This window comes from Kitasatospora sp. NEAU-CNBT7, assembly GCF_057220535.1.
The window spans coordinates 32,565-53,205 of the sequence record NZ_JBXQQB010000042.1 but is presented as its reverse complement, the minus strand read 5'-3'; the positions used below and the strand labels follow the sequence as shown (position 1 = coordinate 53,205).

Below are 20,641 nucleotides of genomic sequence, written 5' to 3'. Positions count from 1 at the left end.
TCCACCGAGATGTCCCAGTCGATCTCGCCGGCCGCGTCGGCCGCGGCCTGGACCTGTTGCAGGAGCCGTTCCCAGGTGCCGTTGGCGGACCAGAGCCGATGGCGCTCGTAGACGGTCTTCCACGGACCGAACCGCTCGGGCAGATCGCGCCAGTGCACCCCGGTCCGCACCCGGTGAAGGATCCCGTCGATCACCTGCCGGTGGTCCCGCCACCGGCCACAACGCCTGTTGCTGACAGGCAGGAACGGCCGCAGCCGTTCCCACTCGGCATCTGTCAGATCACCCCGCCCCATGCCCGAACCAACGACCAGGGCAAGCAAAAGTCACATGATCGGCCGGACAGCTCCTAGAGGAAGCCGCCGCTCGGGACGTACGGCATCGGCGGCCGCATCCCGCGCAGCGCCACGTACCCGCGGGTCCCCAGGGTGAGGCCGACCTCCAGGCCGATGTCGACCGCCCACTCCTGCTCCGCGGTCAGGAACTCGACCTGTGCCCGCCGCCCGTCCGGCACCCGGGCCAGCGCCTCCCGCAGCAGCCGGCCCGCGATCCGCTTCGAGGTCGCGGCCAGCAGCTTCACCGCACCGCCGTCCCGGTAGCAGTACCCGCTGCCGGCCAGGCTGTCCGCGATCAGCAGCTCGTCGTAGTGGCCCAGCATGAAGTCGTGGTCGGGCCCGTGCGCCGCACCGCGCACCCGGCGGTCCACCGAGTCCAGCAGGTGCCGGTGCCCGGCGTTGCCCGGATGCACCGGGATGTCGCCGGGATCCAGCAGCCCGGCCCGGTCCACGGTGCCCGACAGCGTCATCGCCGGGTGCAGGGTGAAACCCGCCCGCCGGTAGTGCACCGCCGCGGCCGGCGCGGGCGAGGCGCACAGCATCCCGCGCAGACACCCCCGCCCGTACGCCGCCGTCCGCTCCAGCAGCAGCCGCCCGACCCCCTGCCCCTGGGCCTCGGGCGCCACCACGAACAGCGCCAGGATCCAGACGCCCTCGCGGCGCAGCGACAGCGCCGCCCCGAGCACCGCACCGTCCCGCTCGGCGACCCAGCAGCCCTGCGGGTCGGTCCGCGCCAGGTGCCGCACGCGCGCCAGCCGCTGCACGGCGGGTGCCGGGCGGCCGGGCGGGGCCGGGTGCGACCGGTGCAGCCGGCCGAAGGCGGCCCCGGCGAGATCGTCGACGGCCTGCGCGTCCGCCGCACCGTCCCGGAGCTGACGAAGGATCACGTCAGCCATCCTGGCCGCGCGGCGCCCCCGACGTGGCCGGTTCGCCAAGATCGTACGGTGACCATGCCCCCGGGGTGTGCGAGCATGGGGGGTGTGGGGGAGCGGGCGACGAAAAGTCCCCCGGAAGCACCACCGACCGGAAATGATTCCGGGAGGCCGCTGGTTGGCACTGGCGGCAGACAGTCGTCAAAGACCGGGAGTAAGCATGACCGTCCAGGACGAGACCACCAAGGTCGAGAGTGGCATCCAGCTGACCGATGCCGCGGCGGCCAAGGTCAAGGGCCTCCTCGACCAGGAGGGCCGCGACGACCTCGCGCTGCGGGTCGCCGTGCAGCCGGGCGGTTGCTCGGGCCTCCGCTACCAGCTCTTCTTCGATGAGCGTTCGCTCGACGGCGACGTCATCAAGGACTTCAACGGTGTGAAGGTCGTCACCGACCGGATGAGCGCCCCGTACCTGGGCGGCGCCACGGTCGACTTCGTCGACACCATCGAGAAGCAGGGCTTCACCATCGACAACCCGAACGCCACCGGCTCCTGCGCCTGCGGCGACTCGTTCAGCTAAGCCCTGACCTGCCGAGAGGGCGGCCCCGGGAACTCCCGGAGCCGCCTTCTCGGCATGACCGGCCGTGCCGACCGGCCCCGGATCAGCGCGGCCCGCCGGCCGGCTGCGCGCCCGGCTGGACCTGCTCGCCGGTGGCCAGGTCGAGCACGGCCTCGCCGTGGAACGGCTTCGCCAGCGTGGCGGACACCTCGTTCACCTTGACCAGGGCGGCGCACGCCTGCCCCTTGGGCGCGGGCTGCGCGATCACCACCCGGACCCGGATCACACCGGGCGTGGCCTCCTCGGCCTTGAGGCCGTACTTGTCGCAGGTGCCGCCGTAGAACGACACCACCAGCGTGCTCGAGCCGTCGATGCGGTAGCCGAGCGCCGGGTACTTCGGCGCCGTCGGGTCGTGCTCGCCGACCGCGATGCCGGGGCCGGTCGGGCTCGCCGCGGACGGCTCGGCGGTGGGGTCGGCCGGCGGCGTGGACGCCGGGGCGGACGCGGAGGCCGGCGGCGAGGCCGCCGCGCTCGGGCTGGTCCCGCCCGGCGAGGCGGCCCCCGAGGAGGCCGCGCCCGCCGAGGAGCTGTCCGAGGCGGTGGTCGACCCGGCCGACCCGCACGCGGTCAGCGCGCCGGCTCCCAGCAGCAGAGCGGCCAGTGCGGCGGCGCCGCGCCTGCGGGCGGCCCGGAACGGTACGGCTGCGGTCCTGTCGTCCATGCTGTGACTTCCTCCCGAGGGCTGGTCGCAGCGCCCTCCGCGGCGCCGCGCCGGTTCGACGCGCCCCGGAGGGATCCGGTTCCCCTCGCCCGCCGGGTGGGCCCGGCGGGCGGGAAGGCGGGCCGGCCGCCCGGACTGCCGGGCGGCGGCCGGTCAGCCCCCGTAGTCCGGCATCCCGGCGACCAGCCGCTGCGCCCCGGCCGGCACCTCGACCCCGGCCGGCGAGGCCGCGACCGGCTCCGGGCCGGACGCCAGCGGGGGCCAGAACCGCCCGAGCCGCCGCGACGAGCGCACCAGCGCGGCCAGGCTGTCCGGATCGGAGTCCGCGCGCAGCACCTTCGACGGGCGGACGGGGGAGTGGCTGGGCATCATCGGTGAGCGCTCCGATCGCCGTGGCCGCGACGGACTGCCGCAGGCCTGGGGAGGCCCGCGCGGGGCCCCTGTCTGCGACCCTAGGCCCGCCCGGGCGGCCCGGCCAGGCCTACCACGGGGTAGCACACGGACGAGGAAGGTCGGCCCGGCGTGCGGACCCCTGTACCGTAGGTGAGTTCCCGTCCAACGCTTCCGGCCCCAATCCGCCCGAGGAGAACTCCGTGCGTATCGCCGTCGCCGGCTCGATCGCCACCGACCATCTGACGACCTTCCCCGGTCGCTTCGCCGACCAGCTGGTCGCGGAGCAGCTGCACACCGTGTCGCTGTCCTTCCTGGTCGACACCCTCGACATCCGGCGCGGCGGCGTCGGCCCCAACATCGCGTTCGGCATGGGCGCCCTCGGCCTGCGCCCGATCCTGGTCGGCGCGGCCGGCGCGGACTTCGACGAGTACCGCAGCTGGCTGGAGCGCAACGGCGTCGACACCCAGTCGGTGCACATCTCGGAGACCCGGCACACCGCCCGCTTCATGTGCACCACCGACCAGGACCACAACCAGATCGCGTCCTTCTACACCGGCGCCATGGCGGAGGCCCGCAACATCGAGCTCAAGCCGATCGCGGACCGGGTCGGCGGCCTCGACCTGGTGCTGATCGGCGCGGACGACCCGCAGGGCATGGTCCGCCACACCCAGGAGTGCCGCAGCCGCGGCTACGCCTTCGCCGCCGACCCCTCCCAGCAGCTGGCCCGCCTGGAGGGCGACGACATCCGGGAGATCGTCGACGGCGCCGCGTACCTCTTCACCAACGAGTACGAGGCCGCGCTGATCGAGACCAAGACCGGCTGGTCGGCGGACGAGATCCTGAACCGGGTCGGCACCCGGGTCACCACGCTCGGCGCCAAGGGCGTCCGGATCCAGCGCAAGGGCGAGCCCGACATCACCGTCGGCTGCCCCGCCGAGGACCGCAAGGCCGACCCGACCGGCGTCGGCGACGGCTTCCGGGCCGGCTTCCTGGCCGGTCTGTCGTGGGAGCTCGGCCTGGAGCGCTCCGCCCAGCTCGGCTGCATGCTCGCCACCCTGGTCATCGAGACCGTCGGCACCCAGGAGTACCAGCTGCGCCGCAGCTCCTTCCTCAAGCGCTTCGAGGCCGCGTACGGCGCCGAGGCCGCCGCCGAGATCCGCGCCAAGCTCGGCTGACCCGGCTCAGCCGGTCCTGCGCACCAGGTAGGCCACGCCCCGGTCGCCGCCGAACGCGGCGGCCGGGGCCTCGCCGAGGTACTCCTGCCCGCGCATCGCGCACCACGCCGGGATGTCCAGCCGCGCCGCCTCGTCGTCGGCGAGCACCGCCACCCTCCCGCCGGCCGGTACCTCACCGATCCGCTTCGCCAGCTCGATCACCGGCAGCGGACACCGCTTCCCCAGCGCGTCGATCACCAGCGCGTCCGCCCCCGGCTCCTCCGCCGGAGCCGGAGCAGGCACCGGAGCAGGCACCGGAGCGGGTGCCGGTGCCGTCACGGCCATCGGTTCCAGCCCGAGGGGGGCCCGGACCCCCGCGACCAGGTCCGGGAGCAGGGCCAGGAAGCGCTCGACGTCGGCCTCCGCCGCCCCGTACGGGAGCGAGACCCGGACGTTGCCCTCGGTCAGCACCCCCATCGCCGCCAGCACGTGGCTGGGCGTCAGCGTGGAGGAGGTGCACGAGGAGCCGGAGGAGACCGCGAAGCCGGCCCGGTCCAGCTCGGTCAGCAGGACCTCACCGTCCACGTACAGGCAGGAGAAGGTGACCAGGTGCGGCAGCCGCCGGACCGGGTCGCCGACCACCTCGACCTCGGGGACCAGCTGCGGCACCCGGGTGCGGATCCGTTCCACCAGGCCGTGCAGCCGGGCGTTCTCCCGCTCGGCCTCGGTCCGGACCGCCCGCAGCGAGGCGGCCGCCGCGACGATCGCCGGGACGTTGACGAACCCGGGCACCCGGCCGCGCTCCCGCTCGTCGGCCGGCAGCGGCGAGCGGTACCGCACGCCCTTGCGGACGGCCAGCACCCCGACGCCCGCCGGGCCGCCCCACTTGTGCGCGCTCGCCGCCAGCAGCGACCACCCCTGCGGTACGGGCAGCCGGCCGACGCTCTGCGCCGCGTCCACCAGCAGCGGGACCTCGCCGCACAGCCCGGCCGTCTCGGTGACCGGCTGCAGGGTGCCCACCTCGTGGTTGGCGGACTGCAGGACGGCGAGCGCGGTGTCCGGCCGCAGCGCCGCGGCGAACTCCGCGGCCGAGACCCGGCCGTGCCGGTCGACCGGAACGGAGTCGACCGTTCCGCCGCCGGCCTCGTGCTGCTCGGCGGTGTGCAGGACGGCGGAGTGCTCGACGGCGGAGTGCACCAGGTGCCTGCCCCGGCGGTGGCCGCCGGCCAGCGCGCCCAGCATCCCGAGCTGCACGGCCTGGGTCCCGCTCGCGGTGAAGGAGATCTCGTCCGCCCGTGCGCCCAGCACCTCGGCGACGGTCTCCCGCGCGGCGTCCAGCAGCATCCGGGCCTGCCGGCCGGAACGGTACAGCCGCGCCGGGTCGGCCCAGCCCTCGTCCAGCGCGGCGGTCAGCGCCTGCCGGGCGACGGGGTGCAGCGGGGCGGTGGAGGCGACATCGAAATAGGACACGCCTCCCACGCTATCCCCCGGCCGGCCCCGGCTCGGGGGACCGCCTGCGCCGGCCGGACCCGGCTGACGGCGGGTCAGCCCCGGGCCGGGCCGCCGACCGGCGGCGCGGCCGGCCCCCGGCCCCCGGCGCGCAGACCGGCGCGCGACACTCCGGTACGCGGGGCGGTGCTTCCCTTTTGCCTGGTTCGTCCCCGTCCGACGGTCCGTCACCCGCGTGTCGCAGTGCCGTCGCCCGATCGGGTGTGCGACCCTCGGATGCCTGCGATGACCTGCGGGTCCACCCCTTCGGGGCCTGATCGGGTAGCCGGGCGGCGCGTTACCGGGGGCTGCTCGTGAGTGGCGCATAAGGATGCAGTAGCGTTTGGCCCGCATAAGCATTCAAACCGTGCCCGTGGCCGGGCCGCCGGGGGAGCCAAGGCTCCAGCTCAGGGTGGCGCGTTCGCGGGCGAGACTTCGGGAAGGCGCTACGTGAGTCCCAACGGCTCCGACCGCTCGCCGCGGCGCACGATGCGGCGGAAGCTGCCTCAGGCGCTGGCACTGGGCCTCGTCATCGCGTCCGCCACCGGCTGCTCGGCCAACGACCTCCCCAGGCTTGGCCTCCCCACCCCCGTCACCGAGGAAGGGCCCCTGGTCCTCCACATGTGGCAGGGCTCGTGGATCGCGGCGCTGGCAGTGGGCGCACTGATGTGGGGTCTGATCCTCTGGAGCGTGATCTTCCACCGGCGCAGCCGCACCAAGGTGGAGATCCCGGCTCAGACCCGGTACAACGTGCCCATCGAGGCGCTGTACACCGCGGTCCCCCTTGTCATCGTCTCGGTGCTCTTCTACTTCGTCGCCCGCGACGAGGCGACGCTGACCTCCACCTCCGCCAAGCCCCAGCACACGGTCAACGTGGTGGGCTTCCAGTGGAGCTGGGCGTTCAACTACGAGAACACCGAGAACCCGGACCCGGCGAGCACCACCGCCGCGTACGACGTCGGCACCCCGCAGGAGCCGCCGACGCTGTGGCTGCCGGTCAACGAGTCGGTGAAGTTCGTCCTCACCTCGCGGGACGTCATCCACGACTTCTGGCCGATCAACTTCCTGATGAAGCAGGACGTCGTGCCCGGCGTGGTCAACGCCTTCGAGGTCACCCCGACCGCCGAGGGCACCTACCGGGGCAAGTGCGCCGAGCTGTGTGGCGTCGACCACTCGCGGATGCTCTTCAACGTGAAGGTCGTCTCCCACGACGCGTACGAGCAGCACCTCAAGGAGCTGCGGGCCAAGGGCCAGACCGGCGCGGTGCCCTCGGGCATCACGACCCTGGGAAGTGAATCAGAGTGACCATCCTCAACGAGCCCGCCGCGGCCGGCGGGGGCGCCGGGGCCGTCACGGCCGGCGGTGCCACGCGCACCCGCAAGCCGGGTTCCACCATCATCAAGTGGCTCACCACCACTGACCACAAGACGATCGGCACGATGTACCTGGGTACGTCGTTCGCGTTCTTCCTGATCGGTGGCATCCTCGCCCTGGTCATGCGCGCCGAGCTCGCCCGTCCCGGGACGCAGATCCTGTCGAACGAGCAGTTCAACCAGGCGTTCACCATGCACGGCACGATCATGCTGCTGATGTTCGCCACCCCGCTCTTCGCGGGCTTCGCGAACTGGATCATGCCGCTCCAGATCGGCGCCCCCGACGTCGCGTTCCCGCGGCTGAACATGTTCGCCTACTGGCTCTACCTGTTCGGCTCGATCATCGCGGTGGCCGGCTTCATCACCCCGCAGGGTGCCGCCGACTTCGGCTGGTTCGCCTACTCCCCGCTGTCCGACGCCGTCCGCTCCCCGGGCATCGGCGCCGACATGTGGATCATGGGTCTGGCCTTCTCCGGCTTCGGCACCATCCTCGGCGCGGTCAACTTCATCACCACGATCATCTGCATGCGCGCGCCCGGCATGACGATGTTCCGGATGTCGATCTTCGTCTGGAACGTCCTGCTGACCGCCGTGCTGGTCCTGCTGGCCTTCCCGGTCCTCGCCGCCGCGCTCTTCGCGCTGGAGGCGGATCGGAAGTTCGGAGCACACGTCTTCGACCCGGCCAACGGCGGGGCGATGCTCTGGCAGCACCTGTTCTGGTTCTTCGGCCACCCCGAGGTGTACATCATCGCGCTGCCGTTCTTCGGCATCGTGTCGGAGATCATCCCGGTCTTCAGCCGCAAGCCGATGTTCGGCTACTCCGGCCTGATCGCGGCCACCATCGCGATCGCCGGTCTGTCCGTGACGGTGTGGGCCCACCACATGTACGTCACCGGCCAGGTGCTGCTGCCGTTCTTCTCCTTCATGACCTTCCTGATCGCGGTCCCGACCGGTGTGAAGTTCTTCAACTGGGTCGGCACCATGTGGAAGGGCTCGCTGAGCTTCGAGACCCCGATGCTCTGGACGGTCGGCTTCCTGGTCACCTTCCTCTTCGGTGGTCTGACCGGTGTGCTGCTCGCCTCCCCGCCGATCGACTTCCACGTCTCGGACTCGTACTTCGTCGTCGCCCACTTCCACTACGTGGTCTTCGGCACCGTCGTGTTCGCGATGTTCGCCGGCTTCCACTTCTGGTGGCCGAAGATGACCGGCAAGATGCTGGACGAGACGCTCGGCAAGATCTGCTTCTGGACGCTGTTCATCGGCTTCCACGCGACCTTCCTGGTGCAGCACTGGCTCGGCGCGGAGGGCATGCCCCGCCGCTACGCCGACTACCTGGCCTCGGACGGCTTCACCACGCTGAACACGGTCTCCACCATCGGCTCGTTCCTGCTCGGCCTGTCGATCCTGCCGTTCCTCTACAACGTCTGGAAGACCGCCAAGTACGGCGAGAAGGTCGACGTGGACGACCCGTGGGGCTACGGCCGCTCGCTGGAGTGGGCGACCTCCTGCCCGCCGCCGCGGCACAACTTCCTCACCCTGCCGCGGATCCGCTCCGAATCCCCGGCGTTCGACCTCCACTACCCGGAGATCGCCGCGCTGGACTACCTGGAGAACCACGGCGAGCACGCCAAGCACTTCGCCGGCGTGACCCCCGCGCAGTACGACCGCCCCCCGCTGGGCAAGGGCAAGAAGGAGGGTGACGCCTGATGAAGGAGCAGGGCAAGATCTTCATCGGCTTCGCCGTCTTCATCCTGGCGATGGCCATCACGTACGGCCTGTGGTCCAAGGAGCCGGCCGGTACCACCGCGCTGTTCCTGGCCTTCTCGCTGTGCGCCTTCATCGGCTACTACCTGGCCTTCACGGCCAAGCGGGTGGACGCGGGCCCGGGTGACAACCCGGAGGCCGAGGTCGCCGACGACGCCGGTGACGTGGGCTTCTTCGCCCCGCACAGCTGGCAGCCGCTCTCCCTGGCGGTCGGCGGTGCGCTGGCCTTCCTGGGCGTGATCTTCGGCTGGTGGCTGCTCTACTGGTCGATCCCGATCATCCTGATCGGCCTGTACGGCTGGGTCTTCGAGTTCTACCGGGGCGAGAACCAGAACCAGTAGGTTCCTCCGCTCCGGCCCGGGCCGGGCATCCCTTCGGGGGTGCCCGGCCCGCGGCTTTTCCCGCCCGTCCCACGGCCCTTGCGCCCCTTGCACCCCGTCACCCGGGTGGGGCAACGGGCCGGGCGCCGGGGTGCCGTCCGTCCGGGTGCTTCCTACGCTCCGAGTAATCGTCTCAAGAGCTCGGAGGCCGCAATGGGCCGCAGTCGGAGACACACGAACGGGCGGACCGCCGCCGCCGCGATACTGCTCCTGGTGCCGGTCGCGGCCTGTTCGTCAGCAGGCGGAACCAAGGACACCACCACCTTCTCGACGGTGGACGCCGCCCCCCTGATCCACGCCACGGCCGACACCAATGTCGACCCGTCCAAGCCGTACACGGTCACCGCGGAGTCGGGCAGCCGGCTGACCGACGTCACCGTGACCGGGCCCGACGGCAAGCAGGTCGCCGGGAAGCTGGCCGACGACCAGGCCAGCTGGCAGACCACCGGCCGGCTCAGGGCCGGCACCCACTACTCCGTCCAGGTGGCGGCCGACAACGGCCGGGGCGGCCGGGGCCTGACCACCACCGCCTTCACCACCCTGACGGCGCAGAACCTGCTCACCGCCCAGCTGGGCCCGGACTCCTCCGGCAGCGGCATCTACGGCGTCGGCCAGCCGCTCACGGTGAAGCTCTCCGCCCCGGTCAAGGACCCGGCGGCGCGCCAGGAGATCGAGCGCAGCCTCACCGTCCGCTCCGAGCCCGCCGCCACCGGCGGCTGGTACTGGGTGGACGACCAGAACCTGCACTTCCGGCCGCAGGAGTACTGGCCCGCCAACGCCAAGGTCCAGCTGACCTTCGACGCGGCCGGGGTGCGGATCGCCGACGGCCTGTACGGCGGCGACCCCAGCACCCTCAGCCTGCGCACCGGCGACCGGGTCGAGGCCCTGGTCGACGCCGGCAGCCACCAGATGACCTTCAAACGCAACGGAGAACTGGTGAAGACCCTCCCCGTGACCACCGGCAAGCCGGGCTTCTCCACCCGCAACGGCATCAAGGTGGTGCTGGGGCAGGAGTCCCAGGTCCGGATGAGCGGCGAGAGCATAGGCATAGCCGCCGGCAGCGCGGAGTCCTACGACCTCCAGGTCATGTGGGCCACCCGGGTGACGTGGAGCGGTGAGTACGTGCACGCCGCGCCCTGGTCGGTCGGCTCGCAGGGGGTGGCCAACGTCAGCCACGGCTGTACCGGTATGAGTACCGAGAACGCCCACTGGTTCTTCGAGAACACCCGGGTGGGTGACATCGTCCAGGTGGTCAACAGCCTGGGCGACCCGATGGAGCCGTTCGGCAACGGCTTCGGTGACTGGAACGTCAGCTGGGACGACTGGGTCAAGCACAGCGCCCTCGGCAAACCGGTTACCACCTCCGGCTCGCCCGACGGCGGACCGGCCCAGAGCTGGGGCGGCCTGACCCCTCAGGTGTGACGCCAGCGATGTGACGCCACGCAGGCGACCGCCGTCAGGCCCGCTGCCGGGCGCGCTCCCCGTACACCAGGGCGAGCGCGCCCGTCGCCGCTGCCAGCGCCTCCTGTTCGGAGACCCCGAGCCGCAGCGCGTGCCGGGCGTACTCGGCGGCCGCGGCGGCCGTCAGCCGGTGCGCGGTGTCCCCGGCGGCGGCGATCAGGGTGCCGCGCCGGCCGTGCGTCTCCACCACCCCGTCCGACTCCAGCTCCCGGTACGCGCGGGCCACCGTGTTGGCGGCCAGGCCCAGCTGCTCGGCCAGTGCCCGTACGGTGGGCAGCTTCAGGCCGACCGGCAGCTCCCCGCCGCGGGCCAGCTCGGCGATCTGGGCCCGGACCTGCTCGTACGGCGGGACGGCGGAGTCGTGGTCGACGGACAGCTGCACGGACGCTCCTGACGGTTCGTTGGGGCAGCCACCATTGTGCCCCGTGGACGGCGACGACGAGGGCCCCTGCGCGCGGTGCGCAGGGGCCCTCGTCGGTGGCGACCGGGTCGGACGGGATCAGTGGTGGCCGTGGCCGCTCTCGATCTCGCGGAACTCCTCGGCCGTCGGCTTGGCGATCTGGGATCCCTCGCCGTAGAAGCCCTCGGAGAGCTTCGCCCGGGTCTTGGCCAGCACGCCGGCCTTGCGGGCGACACCGTTCTCGTCGGTCTCCGCGGGGAGCTCGACCGGCTGCGGCTGGTCGTGCGAGGTGAGGGTGTGCAGGTCCTTGGCCGCCAGCGGCGCGTGGACCTCGACGAACTCACCGTGCGGCAGGCGCTTGATGATGCCGCTCTCGCGGCCGTGCAGCACCTTCTCCTTGTCCCGGCGCTGCAGGCCGAGGCACCAGCGCTTGGTGATGAAGAAGACGACGACCGGCACCACGAAGAACCCGACCCGCACGAAGTACGTGATGGAGTTCAGCGACAGGTGGAAGTGGGTCGCGAACAGGTCGTTGCCACCACCGACCAGCAGCACCAGGTACAGGCTGATCCAGGCCGCGCCGAGCGCGGTGCGGACCGGGGCGTTGCGCGGACGGTCCAGGATGTGGTGCTCGCGCTTGTCACCGGTGATCCAGCCCTCGATGAAGGGGTAGACCGCGATGGCGACCAGCACCAGCGGGAAGATCATCAGCGGCACGAACACACCCATGTTGAGGGTGTGGCCGCCCCAGACCGAGATCTCCCAGCCCGGCATGATGCGGATCAGGCCCTCGGAGAAGCCCATGTACCAGTCGGGCTGGGCGTCGGTCGACACCTGGTCCGGACGGTACGGGCCGTACGCCCAGATCGGGTTGATCGTGGCGATCGCCGAGATGGCCGAGATGATGCCGAAGACCAGGAAGAAGAAGCCACCGGCCTTGGCCATGTAGACCGGCATCAGCGGCATGCCGACGACGTTCTGCTCGGTCTTGCCCGGGCCAGCCCACTGGGTGTGCTTGTGGTAGAAGACCAGGATCAGGTGCGCCACCAGCAGGCCCAGCATGATGCCGGGGATGAGCAGCACGTGGATGGTGAAGAACCGCGGCACGATGTCCATGCCGGGGAACTGGCCCCCGAACAGGAACATCTGGATGTAGGTGCCGACGATCGGCACCGCCAGGATCGCGCCCTCCATGAACCGGATACCGGTACCCGACAGCAGGTCGTCGGGGAGCGAGTAGCCGAAGAAGCCGTCGAACATGCCGAGCACGAGCAGCAGGAAGCCGAAGACCCAGTTGATCTCACGGGGCTTGCGGAACGCGCCGGTGAAGAAGACGCGCATCATGTGCACGAGCATCGCCGCCACGAAGACCAGCGCGGCCCAGTGGTGGATCTGACGGATCAGCAGGCCGCCGCGGACCTCGAAGCTGATGTTCATGGTCGAGGCGTACGCCTCGGACATCCGGATGCCGTCCAGCGGAGTGTACGGACCGTGGTACGTGACCTCGGCCATGCTCGGCTTGAAGAACAGCGTCAGGTACACACCCGTGAGGATGATGATGATGAAGGTGTAGAGGCAGATCTCGCCCAGCATGAAGGACCAGTGGTCCGGGAAGATCTTCCGCAGGTTGGACTTGGCGAGGGTGTAGATCCCCAGCCGGCCGTCCACCCAGTCCGCGGCCGCCTCGCCCTTGTTGGCGGGCTTGGCGCGGGTGCTCGCCGGCTTGGACGCGCTGGTGGTCGCGCTGCTCGTGCTGCTCATCGCTTGCGCTCCCAGAAGCTCGGACCGACGGGCTCGTCGAAGTCGCCGGTGGCGACCAGGAAGCCCTGCTCGTCAGTGGTGATCTTCAGCTGCGGGAGCGGGTGACCGGCCGGGCCGAAGATGACGCGGGCGCCGTCCGCCAGGTCGAAGGTCGACTGGTGGCAGGGGCACAGCGCGTGGTGGGTCTGCTGCTCGTACAGGCTGATCGGGCAGCCGACGTGGGTGCAGATCTTCGAGTAGGCGAGGATCCCCTCGAAGCCCTTGTCGCGCGAGGTGCTGTCCTTGATGTCCTCCGGAGCGATCCGGATGAGCATCAGGGCGTCCTTGGCGATCTGGACCTGGAAGTCCTCCGAGTCCTCCTCCAGGCCCTCGGGCTTGGCGAAGGTCAGCGAGCCGACGAGGACGTCCTCGGGCTTCATGGGCTCGTTGGTGTTCATGTTGATCAGCTGCAGCGGCTTCTGGGCCGTCGCGGCCTCCCAGCCGGTGTGGTTCAGCTTCTGCTGCGGCATCGGACCGAGGTCGCGCAGCAGCACGACACCGGACAGCGGCACCATGGCCATCGAGCCGATCAGGGTGTTGCGGATCATCTTGCGGCGGCCGAAGCCGGACTCGGCGGCGCCGGTCCTGAACTGCTCGATGACGTCCGCGCGGACCTCGTCGTCGGCCTCGATCGGGTGACGCTCGGCCGGCAGCTCGTGGTCCGACATCAGCGTGCGGGCCCAGTGGACCGCGCCGGCGCCGATGCAGAAGAGCGCCACCCCGAGGGTCAGGCCGAGCGCGAAGTTCAGCGCGCTGACCTTGCCGAGCGGGAAGATGTAGACGATCTTGTCGATGTCGAGCACGACGTACGAGGCGATGAAGCCGATCGTCGCGAGCATCGAGACCACGAACATCAGCGACACCTGGCGCTCGGCCCGCTTGGCGGCCCGCTCGTCGATGTCGGTGCGACGCGGCTCGTGGACCGGCAGGCCCGGGTCGGCGAACGGGTCGTCGTGGACGGCGACCGCGTGGCCGTGGGAGTCGCCGTGCGACTCCGGCAGGTTCTCTTCAGAGATGTCGTGGCTCATGACTTCTTGGCCTTGGTGGTGTGGGCGGCGACCCAGATCGCGACCGCGATGAGCGCGCCGAGGCCGAAGATCCAGCCGAACAGGCCCTCGGTCACCGGACCGAGGCTGCCCAGGGCCAGACCGCCGGGGTTGGGCTCATCGTTGGTGGTGTGGCGGACGAAGGCCACGATCTGCTTCTTCTGCTCCTCCGGCATGGTGGTGTCGGGGAACGACGGCATGTTCTGCGGGCCGGTCTGCATGGCCTCGTAGATGTGCTTCGGGTCGACACCGTCCAGCGACGGGGCGTACTTGCCCTTGGTGAGGGCACCGCCCTGGCCGGCGAAGTTGTGGCACTGGGCGCAGTTGGTGCGGAACAGCTCGCCGCCCTTGGCGACGGCGTTGGCGTCCGTGGCCGTGTACTGCTCCTCGGTCGGGATCACCGGGCCGGGGCCGAGCGAGGCCACGAAGGCGGCCATCTGGTCGATCTGGGTCTGGCTGTAGATGTTCTTCTTCGACGGGACCTGGGCACCGGGCTGCTGCGCGGGCATCCGACCCGTGCCGACCTGGAAGTCCACGGCGGCCGAACCGACGCCGACCAGGCTCGGGCCGTCGGAGCTGCCCTGGCCGTTCAGGCCGTGGCAGGAGGAGCAGCCCACGGCGAAGAGCTTCTTGCCCTCGTCGATGGCCAGGGACTGCGCGGAGGTGTCGGCCTGGGCCTTCTCGGCCGGCGCGAAAGCGGCGTACAGCCCCCCGGTGGCCGCCAGGGCGAGAAGTAGGACGACCAGCGCCGCCAGTGGGTGGCGCCGTCGTGCGGAGAGCTTTTTCACGGAATAACCCCGGTGTCAGGATCTGGTCGGCTGGTGGCTGCGTCCAGGTGCCTCGGCTGCTCAGGCCGGGCAAGGGGACGCGCGGTCGGGTCGGTGCGGGGTCCGCGGGCGGGCCCGGTCTCCGGCCGGCGGCCAGCGACCTGATCAGCTGGTTACTTGATCAGGTAGATGGTCGCGAACAGGCCGATCCACACGACGTCGACGAAGTGCCAGTAGTACGACACCACGATCGCGGCGGTGGCCTGCTCGTGCGTGAACCGCTTGGCTGCGTACGTCCGTCCCAGGACCAGCAGGAAGGCGATCAGACCACCCGTCACGTGCAGACCGTGGAAGCCGGTGGTGAGGTAGAACACCGTGCCGTACGGGTCGGAGGAGAGCGAGAGCCCGTCCTTCTTCACCAGCTCGGTGTACTCGAAGATCTGACCACCGATGAAGATCGCGCCCATCACGAAGGTGATGGTGAACCACGAGCGGAGCTTCTTCACGTCACCGCGCTCGGCGGCGAAGACGCCGAGCTGGCAGGTGAGGGAGGAGAGCACCAGGATCGTGGTGTTCACCGAGGAGAACGGGACGTTGAGGGCGCTCGCCTTCTCGGTCCAGAACTCCGAGCCCTTGACCGAGCGGAGCGTGAAGTACATCGCGAACAGGGCCGCGAAGAACATCAGCTCCGAGCTCAGCCAGACAATGGTTCCGACGCTGACCAGGTTCGGCCTGTTGACCGCTCCGTGCGCGTGTCCGGTTTCTGTTGCTGTTGCTGTCGCCACGACGGACATTATGTCGGTCCCTTATTCCGTCTTCACGTCGGGGGGTCTCCCTCGGAGTGTCCGGTGCGTGCGGTATGCCCCGATGGGCTCGGCCGGGCGGGGCGCGGGTGCCGCTCGCTGGGCATTGTCCGATTTCTGACGGTTGTTCGGTGGGCCCCGGACGGGTCCGGCCACCCGTCTGCTCCGCGTGTCCCCCGCCGCGCCCGGGCCGGCGGGGGTGTAGCGGCAGAGCCGTCCGGGTGGTCCGCGGCGGAGGGGGTGACACAGGTACACCCGGGAGAGTGAGTGCCGCGCGCGGCGGCTTGAGCGAGATCGCGTCAGGGGCTCACCACGACGGGTGGGCCGGAGTAGCATCCGGGGTGAACGTGGTCCGGATCACACCGGCCGCGCTGAGCCGACACGCACGACACCTATTAATGGGGACGAGCACCCGGGAGCAGGGCCCATGGCGCACACGACCGACGAGACGCTCACCGTTCTCGTCTACAGCGACGACCGCAACACCCGCGAGCAGGTGACCCTGGCACTCGGCCGCCGGCCCGCCGCCGACCTCCCGGAGATCGAGTACCTGGAGTGCGCGACCACCCCGGCGGTGCTGCGCGCCCTGGAGAAGGGCGGGGTCGACCTCTGCGTGCTGGACGGCGAGGCGGTGCCGGCCGGCGGGCTCGGCCTCGGCCGGCAGCTGAAGGACGAGATCTACGGCTGCCCGCCGGTGCTGGTGGTGATCGGACGCCCGCAGGACGCCTGGCTGGCCGCCTGGAGCCGGGCCGACGCCGCCGTCTCGCACCCGGTGGACCCGGTGGCGCTGGCCGAGGCCGCGGCGACCCTGCTGCGGGCCCGGGTGGCCCGGCGCACCCCCGCCCACCACTGATCCGGCGGGCTCCGCCCCGACCGGTCGTCTCACCAGGAGAGAAGCCGTCCGGACATTCCGGCGCGGGCGCCGCGCCGCTCGCTAGGCTGGCTCCGACCCGATGACGACGTACCGATCGAGAGCTGGAGTCAGCCATGGTGAACGTGCACCCTGCGAACGGCGGCGACGACCCCGCGCAGGTGGTCCGCACCTGGCCGGACGTCCTGAGCGCGCTGCTGAAGGGGGAGGACCTCGGCCAGGCCGACGCGGCCTGGGCGATGGACCGGATCATGACCGGCGAGGCCACCCCGGTCCAGGTGGCCGGCTTCATGGTGGCCCTGCGGGCCAAGGGTGAGACGGTCGACGAGGTCTCCGGCCTGGTCGACGCGATGTACGCGCACGCCGAGCCGCTGCACATCCCCGGCCCGGCGGTGGACATCGTCGGCACCGGCGGCGACCGGGCCAAGACCGTCAACATCTCCACCATGTCGGCGATCGTCGCGGCGGCCGCCGGGGCCAAGGTGGTCAAGCACGGCAACCGGGCCGCCTCCTCCGCCAGCGGCTCCTCGGACGTGCTGGAGCGGCTCGGCATCCGGCTCGACCTGAGCGCCCGCCGGGTCGCCGAGGTGGCCGAGGAGACCGGTCTGACCTTCTGCTTCGCGGCCAAGTTCCACCCCGCGATGCGGCACGCCGCCCAGGCCCGCCGCGACCTCGGCGTGCCGACCGCGTTCAACATCCTCGGCCCGCTCACCAACCCGGCCAAGGTCACCGCGCACGCCATCGGCTGCTTCGACACCCGGCTGGCCGGGCTGATCGCCGGCGTACTGGCCCGCCGCGGCTCCACCGCCCTGGTCTTCCGCGGTGACGACGGCCTGGACGAGCTGACCATCTCCACCACCTCCCGGATCTGGCTGGTCAGCGACGGCCAGGTGACCGTGAGCGGCTTCGACCCGCGGGACGTCGGGATCGAGCCGGTCGGCCTGGAGGCGCTGCGCGGCGGCGACCCCGAGTACAACGCCGCCGTGGTCCGGCGGCTGCTGGCCGGCGAGCGCGGCCCGGTCCGCGACGCGGTCCTGCTGAACGCCGCCGCCGCGCTGGTCGCGCTGGACCTGACCGGTGCGCCGCTGGCCGAGCAGCTGGCCGCCGGCATGGAGCGGACCGCCGCCGCGATCGACTCCGGCGCCGCCGAGGCGACCCTCAAGCGCTGGGTCGAGGCGACCACCCGCGGCTGACCGCCCACCGGCGAGGGGCCCGTGCTGCCACGGCATCGCGGGCCCCTCGCGCCGTCCGGATGCCGGAACGGTGTTTGACCACTCTCCGGAAGCTGGCCTAGAGTCCGTGCCAGGTCATGAGTGACAGCGACAAGCCCCAGCTTGCTGTCCGGCAACCCTCCGTCCGTGGCGGGGTGCCCTGGGTGAGGACCGGGCCACTCGGCGATCCGTCCGCGTGGCAAGCGCGGACTTCCGGCATCGCACTCCCGGGGTCCTTTCCCCAGGAGGAGTGCATCCCGTGACCCTTTCCACCGACCTCTGCGCCACCGGCCTCACCACCCCGCTCGCCGTCCTCGGCCACGACGTCCAGGTCCCGCTGGTCAGCGGCGAGAAGGTCACCTACGCCGCGCTCGACTACGCCGCCAGCGCCCCCTCCCTGCAGCGGGTCTGGGACGACGTCGCCGCCTACGCCCCCTACTACGGCAGCGTGCACCGCGGCGCCGGCTACCTGTCGCAGCTGTCCACCGACCTGTTCGAGCAGAGCCGCCGCACCGTCGCCGACTTCCTCGACCTGCGCGAGGGCGACCAGGTGGTCTTCACCCGGGCCACCACCGACTCGCTCAACCTGCTGGCCGCCGCCGTGCCGGCCGGCACCCGGGTGTTCGCCTTCGAGACCGAGCACCACGCCTCCCTGCTGCCCTGGCGCCGGGCCGGGATCACCGTCGGCTACCTGCGGGCACCGCGCTCGCACGCCGAGGCGGTCGCCGCGCTGGAGGCCGCGCTCGCCGAGGCGGGCGACGGTCCGAAGCTGCTCTGCGTCACCGGCGCCTCCAACGTCACCGGCGAGCTGTGGCCGGTCGCCGAGCTCACCGAGGTCGCCCACCGCCACGGCGCGCGGGTCGTGCTGGACGCCGCCCAGCTCGCCCCGCACCACCGGGTCTCGGTCCGCGACCTGGACGTCGACTGGATCGCGTTCTCCGGCCACAAGCTGTACGCGCCGTTCGGCGCCGGGGTGCTGGCCGGCCGCAGCGACTGGCTGGACGCGGCCGAGCCGTACCTGGCCGGCGGCGGCGCCAGCCGGACCGTCGCCCGCGAGGTGGACGGTTCGGTGGCCGTCGAGTGGCACTCGGGCCCGTCCCGGCACGAGGCCGGCTCGCCCAACGTGATCGGCGCCTACGCCATCGCCTCCGCCTGCCGGGCGCTCACCGAGGCCGGGTTCGACGCGCTGCAGGCCCGCGAGGAGCAGCTGATCGAGCGGCTCAAGGCCGGGCTGGCCGGGATCCCCGAGGTCAAGGTGCTCAGCCTGTTCGGGACGGACGCCACCCGGGTCGGCGTGCTCTCGTTCGTGGTGGAGGGCTGGAACAGCTCGCACTTCTCGGCCGCGCTCTCCGCCGAGTACGGGATCGGGGTGCGGGACGGCCTGTTCTGCGCGCACCCGCTGGTGCGGACCCTGCTGGGCGGGCAGGAGGCGGCGCCGTCGGAGTGCGGCGCCCCCGAGGCCTCACTGCCCGGCGAGCGCAGCCTCAACGCGATCCGGGTCAGCTTCGGCGCCGGCACCCCGGACGAGCACCTGGAGCGCTTCCTCGGCGCCGTCCGCGAACTGGTCGCCGACGGCGCCCGGTGGACCTACCGCAACGAGGGCGGCCGCTGCGTCGCCGACACCCGCCGGGCCTGAGACCGCCGGGCGGGCGTGCCCGGCCTACTCCAGGCCGAGCGCGAACGCGGCCTCCAGGTCGTGCTGGGAGTAGGTGCGGAAGGCGATGTGGGTCTCCGTGTGCTCCACCCCGGGGACCTTGTTGACCTGGCCGGGGATCACCTCGGCCAGGTCCTCGTGCTGCCGGACCCGCACCATGGCCACCAGGTCGTAGCTGCCGGTGACCGAGTAGACCTCGCTGACGCCCTCGATCGCGGCGATCGCCTCGGCGATCTCGGGGATCCGGTCGACGCTGGTCTTGATGAGGACGATCGCGGTGATCACGCTGGGCTCCTGTGTGAGGGGACGGGCCCAGCGTATCCGCCGTCAGGTGGGGCGTCTGCTGCCCCGCGCACACCCGGCCCAGGCGAACAGCCACCCGGCCGAGAACCCGATCACGTGCACCAGGTACGCCACCCCGGAACCGCCCGCCCGCACCGACCACCACTGCAGCGCGAACCACAGGCCCAGCACCGCCCAGGCCGGGAACCGCAGCGGCAGGAACAGCAGCACCGGCACCAGCGTGGTGACCCGTGCCCGCGGGAACAGCCGCAGGTAGGCGCCGAGCACCCCGGCGATCGCCCCGGAGGCCCCGACCAGGGCCCGGACCCCGTCCGGGGACCCGGCCTCGGCGAGCGCGTAGCCGTAGGTGGCCAGGTAGCCGACCGCCAGGTAGCAGAGCAGGAAGCGGATCCGGCCGAGCCGCTCCTCCACCCCCGGCCCGAAGACGAACAGGAACAGCATGTTGCCCACCAGGTGCAGCCAGCCCGCGTGCACGAACAGCGAGGTCAGCACCGACAGCGCCGGGCTCTTGCCGGGGTCGGGCAGCAGCGTGCAGCCGTCCGTCGCGGGCGGCAGGGCGGTCAGCTGACCGGCGGTCAGCGGGTGCCGCCCGATCAGCTCGGCCGGGACGGCGCCCCAGCGCTGCTCGTACCGCTGCTCGGCGCAGACCCGGTCGGTGCCGGTGCCGTAGGCCGGGTTGAGGCCGAAGCTCGGGCCGAGCAGCAGGACCACGGCGCTCAGCGCGATCAGGCCGAAGGTGACCAGCGGCGGGCGGGTGGCCGCGGCGGCCGGCGGCGGGGGCGCCTGGTCGAGTACGGGAAGGACCATCCGGGGAGCATTCCTCGCCGGGCCGCCCGCGACACCGGCGGCTACTGCGAGCGGGTGAGTGCGGGTTCCGAGACCGGTGGCGGGCCGCGGGGGCCCAGGCAATAGGCTGGTGCGCCCGGAACCGGATCATCCGAGAGGACCGCCGATGAGCATCGCCGCCCCCACCGCCGAGACCCGCTGGCGCTGCACCCTGTGCGGCAACCTGACCCGTTTCGACGTGACGCGCTCCGCCCGGGTGGTCGAGTACCTGCACTTCGACCTGGCCGGCGAGTCGAAGGTGGAGGAGACCGAGGTGCTCAGCGAGACCCTGGAGTCGGTCCGCTGCCGCTGGTGCAACGCCGTCGACCAGGTCGAGCTGGTGGCCCGTCCGGGTGCCGAGGAGGGCGCCGCCGGAACCGGTGGCGAGGGATCCGCCGACCCGGCCGGGGAGCAGCCCGGCGCCTGACCCCGGGCCCCGGGCGGGCCGCCGCCGATGTGTGGCGTGC

General features: G+C 71.7%; 22 protein-coding genes and 1 riboswitch. Of the genes, 10 read left to right on the top strand and 12 right to left on the bottom strand.

Annotated features, from left to right (window positions below; translation table 11 throughout):
- Together AC2TEW_RS34460 and AC2TEW_RS34455 are read right to left on the bottom strand one after the other, a co-directional pair.
- The coding region (locus AC2TEW_RS34460) for an IS5 family transposase (RefSeq protein ID WP_484627206.1) at window positions 1-293 on the bottom strand (293 nt) is incomplete at its 3' end.
- A 53-nt stretch (window positions 294-346) separates the two neighbouring features.
- Window positions 347-1,219: a GNAT family N-acetyltransferase gene (locus AC2TEW_RS34455; protein WP_484627202.1), complete on the bottom strand. Its 873-nt coding sequence runs from the start codon at window positions 1,217-1,219 to the stop codon at window positions 347-349.
- A 205-nt stretch (window positions 1,220-1,424) separates the two neighbouring features.
- Here AC2TEW_RS34455 and erpA point away from each other — a divergent pair, with 205 nt between their 5' ends.
- The gene (gene erpA, locus AC2TEW_RS34450) at window positions 1,425-1,781 is read left to right on the top strand and encodes an iron-sulfur cluster insertion protein ErpA (protein ID WP_033821746.1); all 357 of its coding nucleotides are present in this window, start codon (window positions 1,425-1,427) and stop codon (window positions 1,779-1,781) included.
- An 82-nt stretch (window positions 1,782-1,863) separates the two neighbouring features.
- Here erpA and AC2TEW_RS34445 read toward each other — a convergent pair whose 3' ends face one another.
- Window positions 1,864-2,481 carry a hypothetical protein gene (locus AC2TEW_RS34445; protein ID WP_484627201.1) on the bottom strand — a complete coding sequence of 206 codons (618 nt, stop codon included), beginning with the start codon at window positions 2,479-2,481 and terminating at the stop codon, window positions 1,864-1,866.
- A 153-nt stretch (window positions 2,482-2,634) separates the two neighbouring features.
- Complete coding sequence (locus AC2TEW_RS34440; protein WP_051812960.1) at window positions 2,635-2,853, bottom strand: hypothetical protein; 219 nt, start codon at window positions 2,851-2,853, stop codon at window positions 2,635-2,637.
- A gap of 221 nt (window positions 2,854-3,074) precedes the next feature.
- On the opposite strand from AC2TEW_RS34440, the gene AC2TEW_RS34435 reads away from it, so the two are divergent.
- Window positions 3,075-4,049, top strand: coding sequence for a carbohydrate kinase family protein (locus tag AC2TEW_RS34435; protein WP_484627200.1), 975 nt, complete (start codon window positions 3,075-3,077; stop codon window positions 4,047-4,049).
- A gap of 6 nt (window positions 4,050-4,055) precedes the next feature.
- Here the strand turns inward: AC2TEW_RS34435 and AC2TEW_RS34430 are convergent, their stop codons facing one another.
- Window positions 4,056-5,498 (bottom strand): cysteine desulfurase/sulfurtransferase TusA family protein, encoded by a 1,443-nt coding sequence (locus tag AC2TEW_RS34430; RefSeq protein ID WP_484627199.1) that lies wholly within the window; start codon window positions 5,496-5,498, stop codon window positions 4,056-4,058.
- 468 nt (window positions 5,499-5,966) lie between these two features.
- On the opposite strand from AC2TEW_RS34430, the gene ctaC reads away from it, so the two are divergent.
- From ctaC to AC2TEW_RS34410, 4 genes are all read left to right on the top strand, one after another.
- Window positions 5,967-6,821: an aa3-type cytochrome oxidase subunit II gene (gene ctaC / locus AC2TEW_RS34425; protein WP_033822923.1), complete on the top strand. Its 855-nt coding sequence runs from the start codon at window positions 5,967-5,969 to the stop codon at window positions 6,819-6,821.
- The gene (gene ctaD / locus AC2TEW_RS34420) at window positions 6,818-8,596 is read left to right on the top strand and encodes an aa3-type cytochrome oxidase subunit I (protein WP_033822924.1); all 1,779 of its coding nucleotides are present in this window, start codon (window positions 6,818-6,820) and stop codon (window positions 8,594-8,596) included. Before ctaC ends, ctaD begins: the two co-directional genes overlap by 4 nt.
- On the top strand, window positions 8,596-8,994 hold the full coding sequence (locus AC2TEW_RS34415; RefSeq protein WP_484627198.1) for a cytochrome c oxidase subunit 4: 399 nt from the start codon (window positions 8,596-8,598) through the stop codon (window positions 8,992-8,994). The genes ctaD and AC2TEW_RS34415 overlap by 1 nt, the downstream gene beginning before the upstream one ends.
- A gap of 192 nt (window positions 8,995-9,186) precedes the next feature.
- Window positions 9,187-10,455 carry a L,D-transpeptidase gene (locus tag AC2TEW_RS34410; RefSeq protein ID WP_484627197.1) on the top strand — a complete coding sequence of 423 codons (1,269 nt, stop codon included), beginning with the start codon at window positions 9,187-9,189 and terminating at the stop codon, window positions 10,453-10,455.
- Window positions 10,456-10,489: 34 nt separating this feature from the next.
- On the opposite strand, the gene AC2TEW_RS34405 is transcribed toward AC2TEW_RS34410, so the two are convergent.
- The 5 genes from AC2TEW_RS34405 to ctaE all read right to left on the bottom strand — a co-directional run bounded on the left by AC2TEW_RS34405 (window position 10,490) and on the right by ctaE (window position 15,301).
- A complete protein-coding gene (locus AC2TEW_RS34405; protein ID WP_484627196.1) occupies window positions 10,490-10,876 on the bottom strand; it encodes a GntR family transcriptional regulator in 387 nt (128 codons plus the stop codon).
- A gap of 117 nt (window positions 10,877-10,993) precedes the next feature.
- Entirely contained in the window at window positions 10,994-12,655 is a 1,662-nt protein-coding gene (gene qcrB, locus AC2TEW_RS34400) for a cytochrome bc1 complex cytochrome b subunit (protein ID WP_484627195.1), read from the bottom strand.
- On the bottom strand, window positions 12,652-13,722 hold the full coding sequence (gene qcrA / locus AC2TEW_RS34395) for a cytochrome bc1 complex Rieske iron-sulfur subunit (RefSeq protein ID WP_484627194.1): 1,071 nt from the start codon (window positions 13,720-13,722) through the stop codon (window positions 12,652-12,654). The genes qcrB and qcrA overlap by 4 nt, the downstream gene beginning before the upstream one ends.
- The gene (qcrC, locus tag AC2TEW_RS34390; RefSeq protein WP_033822929.1) at window positions 13,719-14,528 is read right to left on the bottom strand and encodes a cytochrome bc1 complex diheme cytochrome c subunit; all 810 of its coding nucleotides are present in this window, start codon (window positions 14,526-14,528) and stop codon (window positions 13,719-13,721) included. Before qcrC ends, qcrA begins: the two co-directional genes overlap by 4 nt.
- 152 nt (window positions 14,529-14,680) lie before the next feature.
- Window positions 14,681-15,301 (bottom strand): aa3-type cytochrome oxidase subunit III, encoded by a 621-nt coding sequence (ctaE, locus tag AC2TEW_RS34385; protein ID WP_033822930.1) that lies wholly within the window; start codon window positions 15,299-15,301, stop codon window positions 14,681-14,683.
- Window positions 15,302-15,737: 436 nt separating this feature from the next.
- On the opposite strand from ctaE, the gene AC2TEW_RS34380 reads away from it, so the two are divergent.
- The 3 genes from AC2TEW_RS34380 to AC2TEW_RS34370 all read left to right on the top strand — a co-directional run bounded on the left by AC2TEW_RS34380 (window position 15,738) and on the right by AC2TEW_RS34370 (window position 19,028).
- Complete coding sequence (locus AC2TEW_RS34380; protein ID WP_484627193.1) at window positions 15,738-16,163, top strand: hypothetical protein; 426 nt, start codon at window positions 15,738-15,740, stop codon at window positions 16,161-16,163.
- Window positions 16,164-16,297: 134 nt separating this feature from the next.
- Entirely contained in the window at window positions 16,298-17,374 is a 1,077-nt protein-coding gene (gene trpD, locus AC2TEW_RS34375; RefSeq protein WP_484627192.1) for an anthranilate phosphoribosyltransferase, read from the top strand.
- A gap of 112 nt (window positions 17,375-17,486) precedes the next feature.
- Window positions 17,487-17,604, top strand: a riboswitch (SAM riboswitch).
- A gap of 47 nt (window positions 17,605-17,651) precedes the next feature.
- The gene (locus AC2TEW_RS34370) at window positions 17,652-19,028 is read left to right on the top strand and encodes an aminotransferase class V-fold PLP-dependent enzyme (RefSeq protein WP_484627191.1); all 1,377 of its coding nucleotides are present in this window, start codon (window positions 17,652-17,654) and stop codon (window positions 19,026-19,028) included.
- A gap of 24 nt (window positions 19,029-19,052) precedes the next feature.
- On the opposite strand, the gene AC2TEW_RS34365 is transcribed toward AC2TEW_RS34370, so the two are convergent.
- Window positions 19,053-19,331, bottom strand: a complete 279-nt coding sequence (locus AC2TEW_RS34365; protein ID WP_400991717.1) for an Lrp/AsnC family transcriptional regulator — start codon at window positions 19,329-19,331, stop codon at window positions 19,053-19,055.
- 42 nt (window positions 19,332-19,373) lie between these two features.
- A complete protein-coding gene (locus AC2TEW_RS34360; RefSeq protein ID WP_484627190.1) occupies window positions 19,374-20,156 on the bottom strand; it encodes a rhomboid family intramembrane serine protease in 783 nt (260 codons plus the stop codon).
- 145 nt (window positions 20,157-20,301) lie between these two features.
- On the opposite strand from AC2TEW_RS34360, the gene AC2TEW_RS34355 reads away from it, so the two are divergent.
- On the top strand, window positions 20,302-20,601 hold the full coding sequence (locus tag AC2TEW_RS34355) for a hypothetical protein (RefSeq protein WP_484627189.1): 300 nt from the start codon (window positions 20,302-20,304) through the stop codon (window positions 20,599-20,601).
- Window positions 20,602-20,641 lie beyond the last annotated feature (40 nt).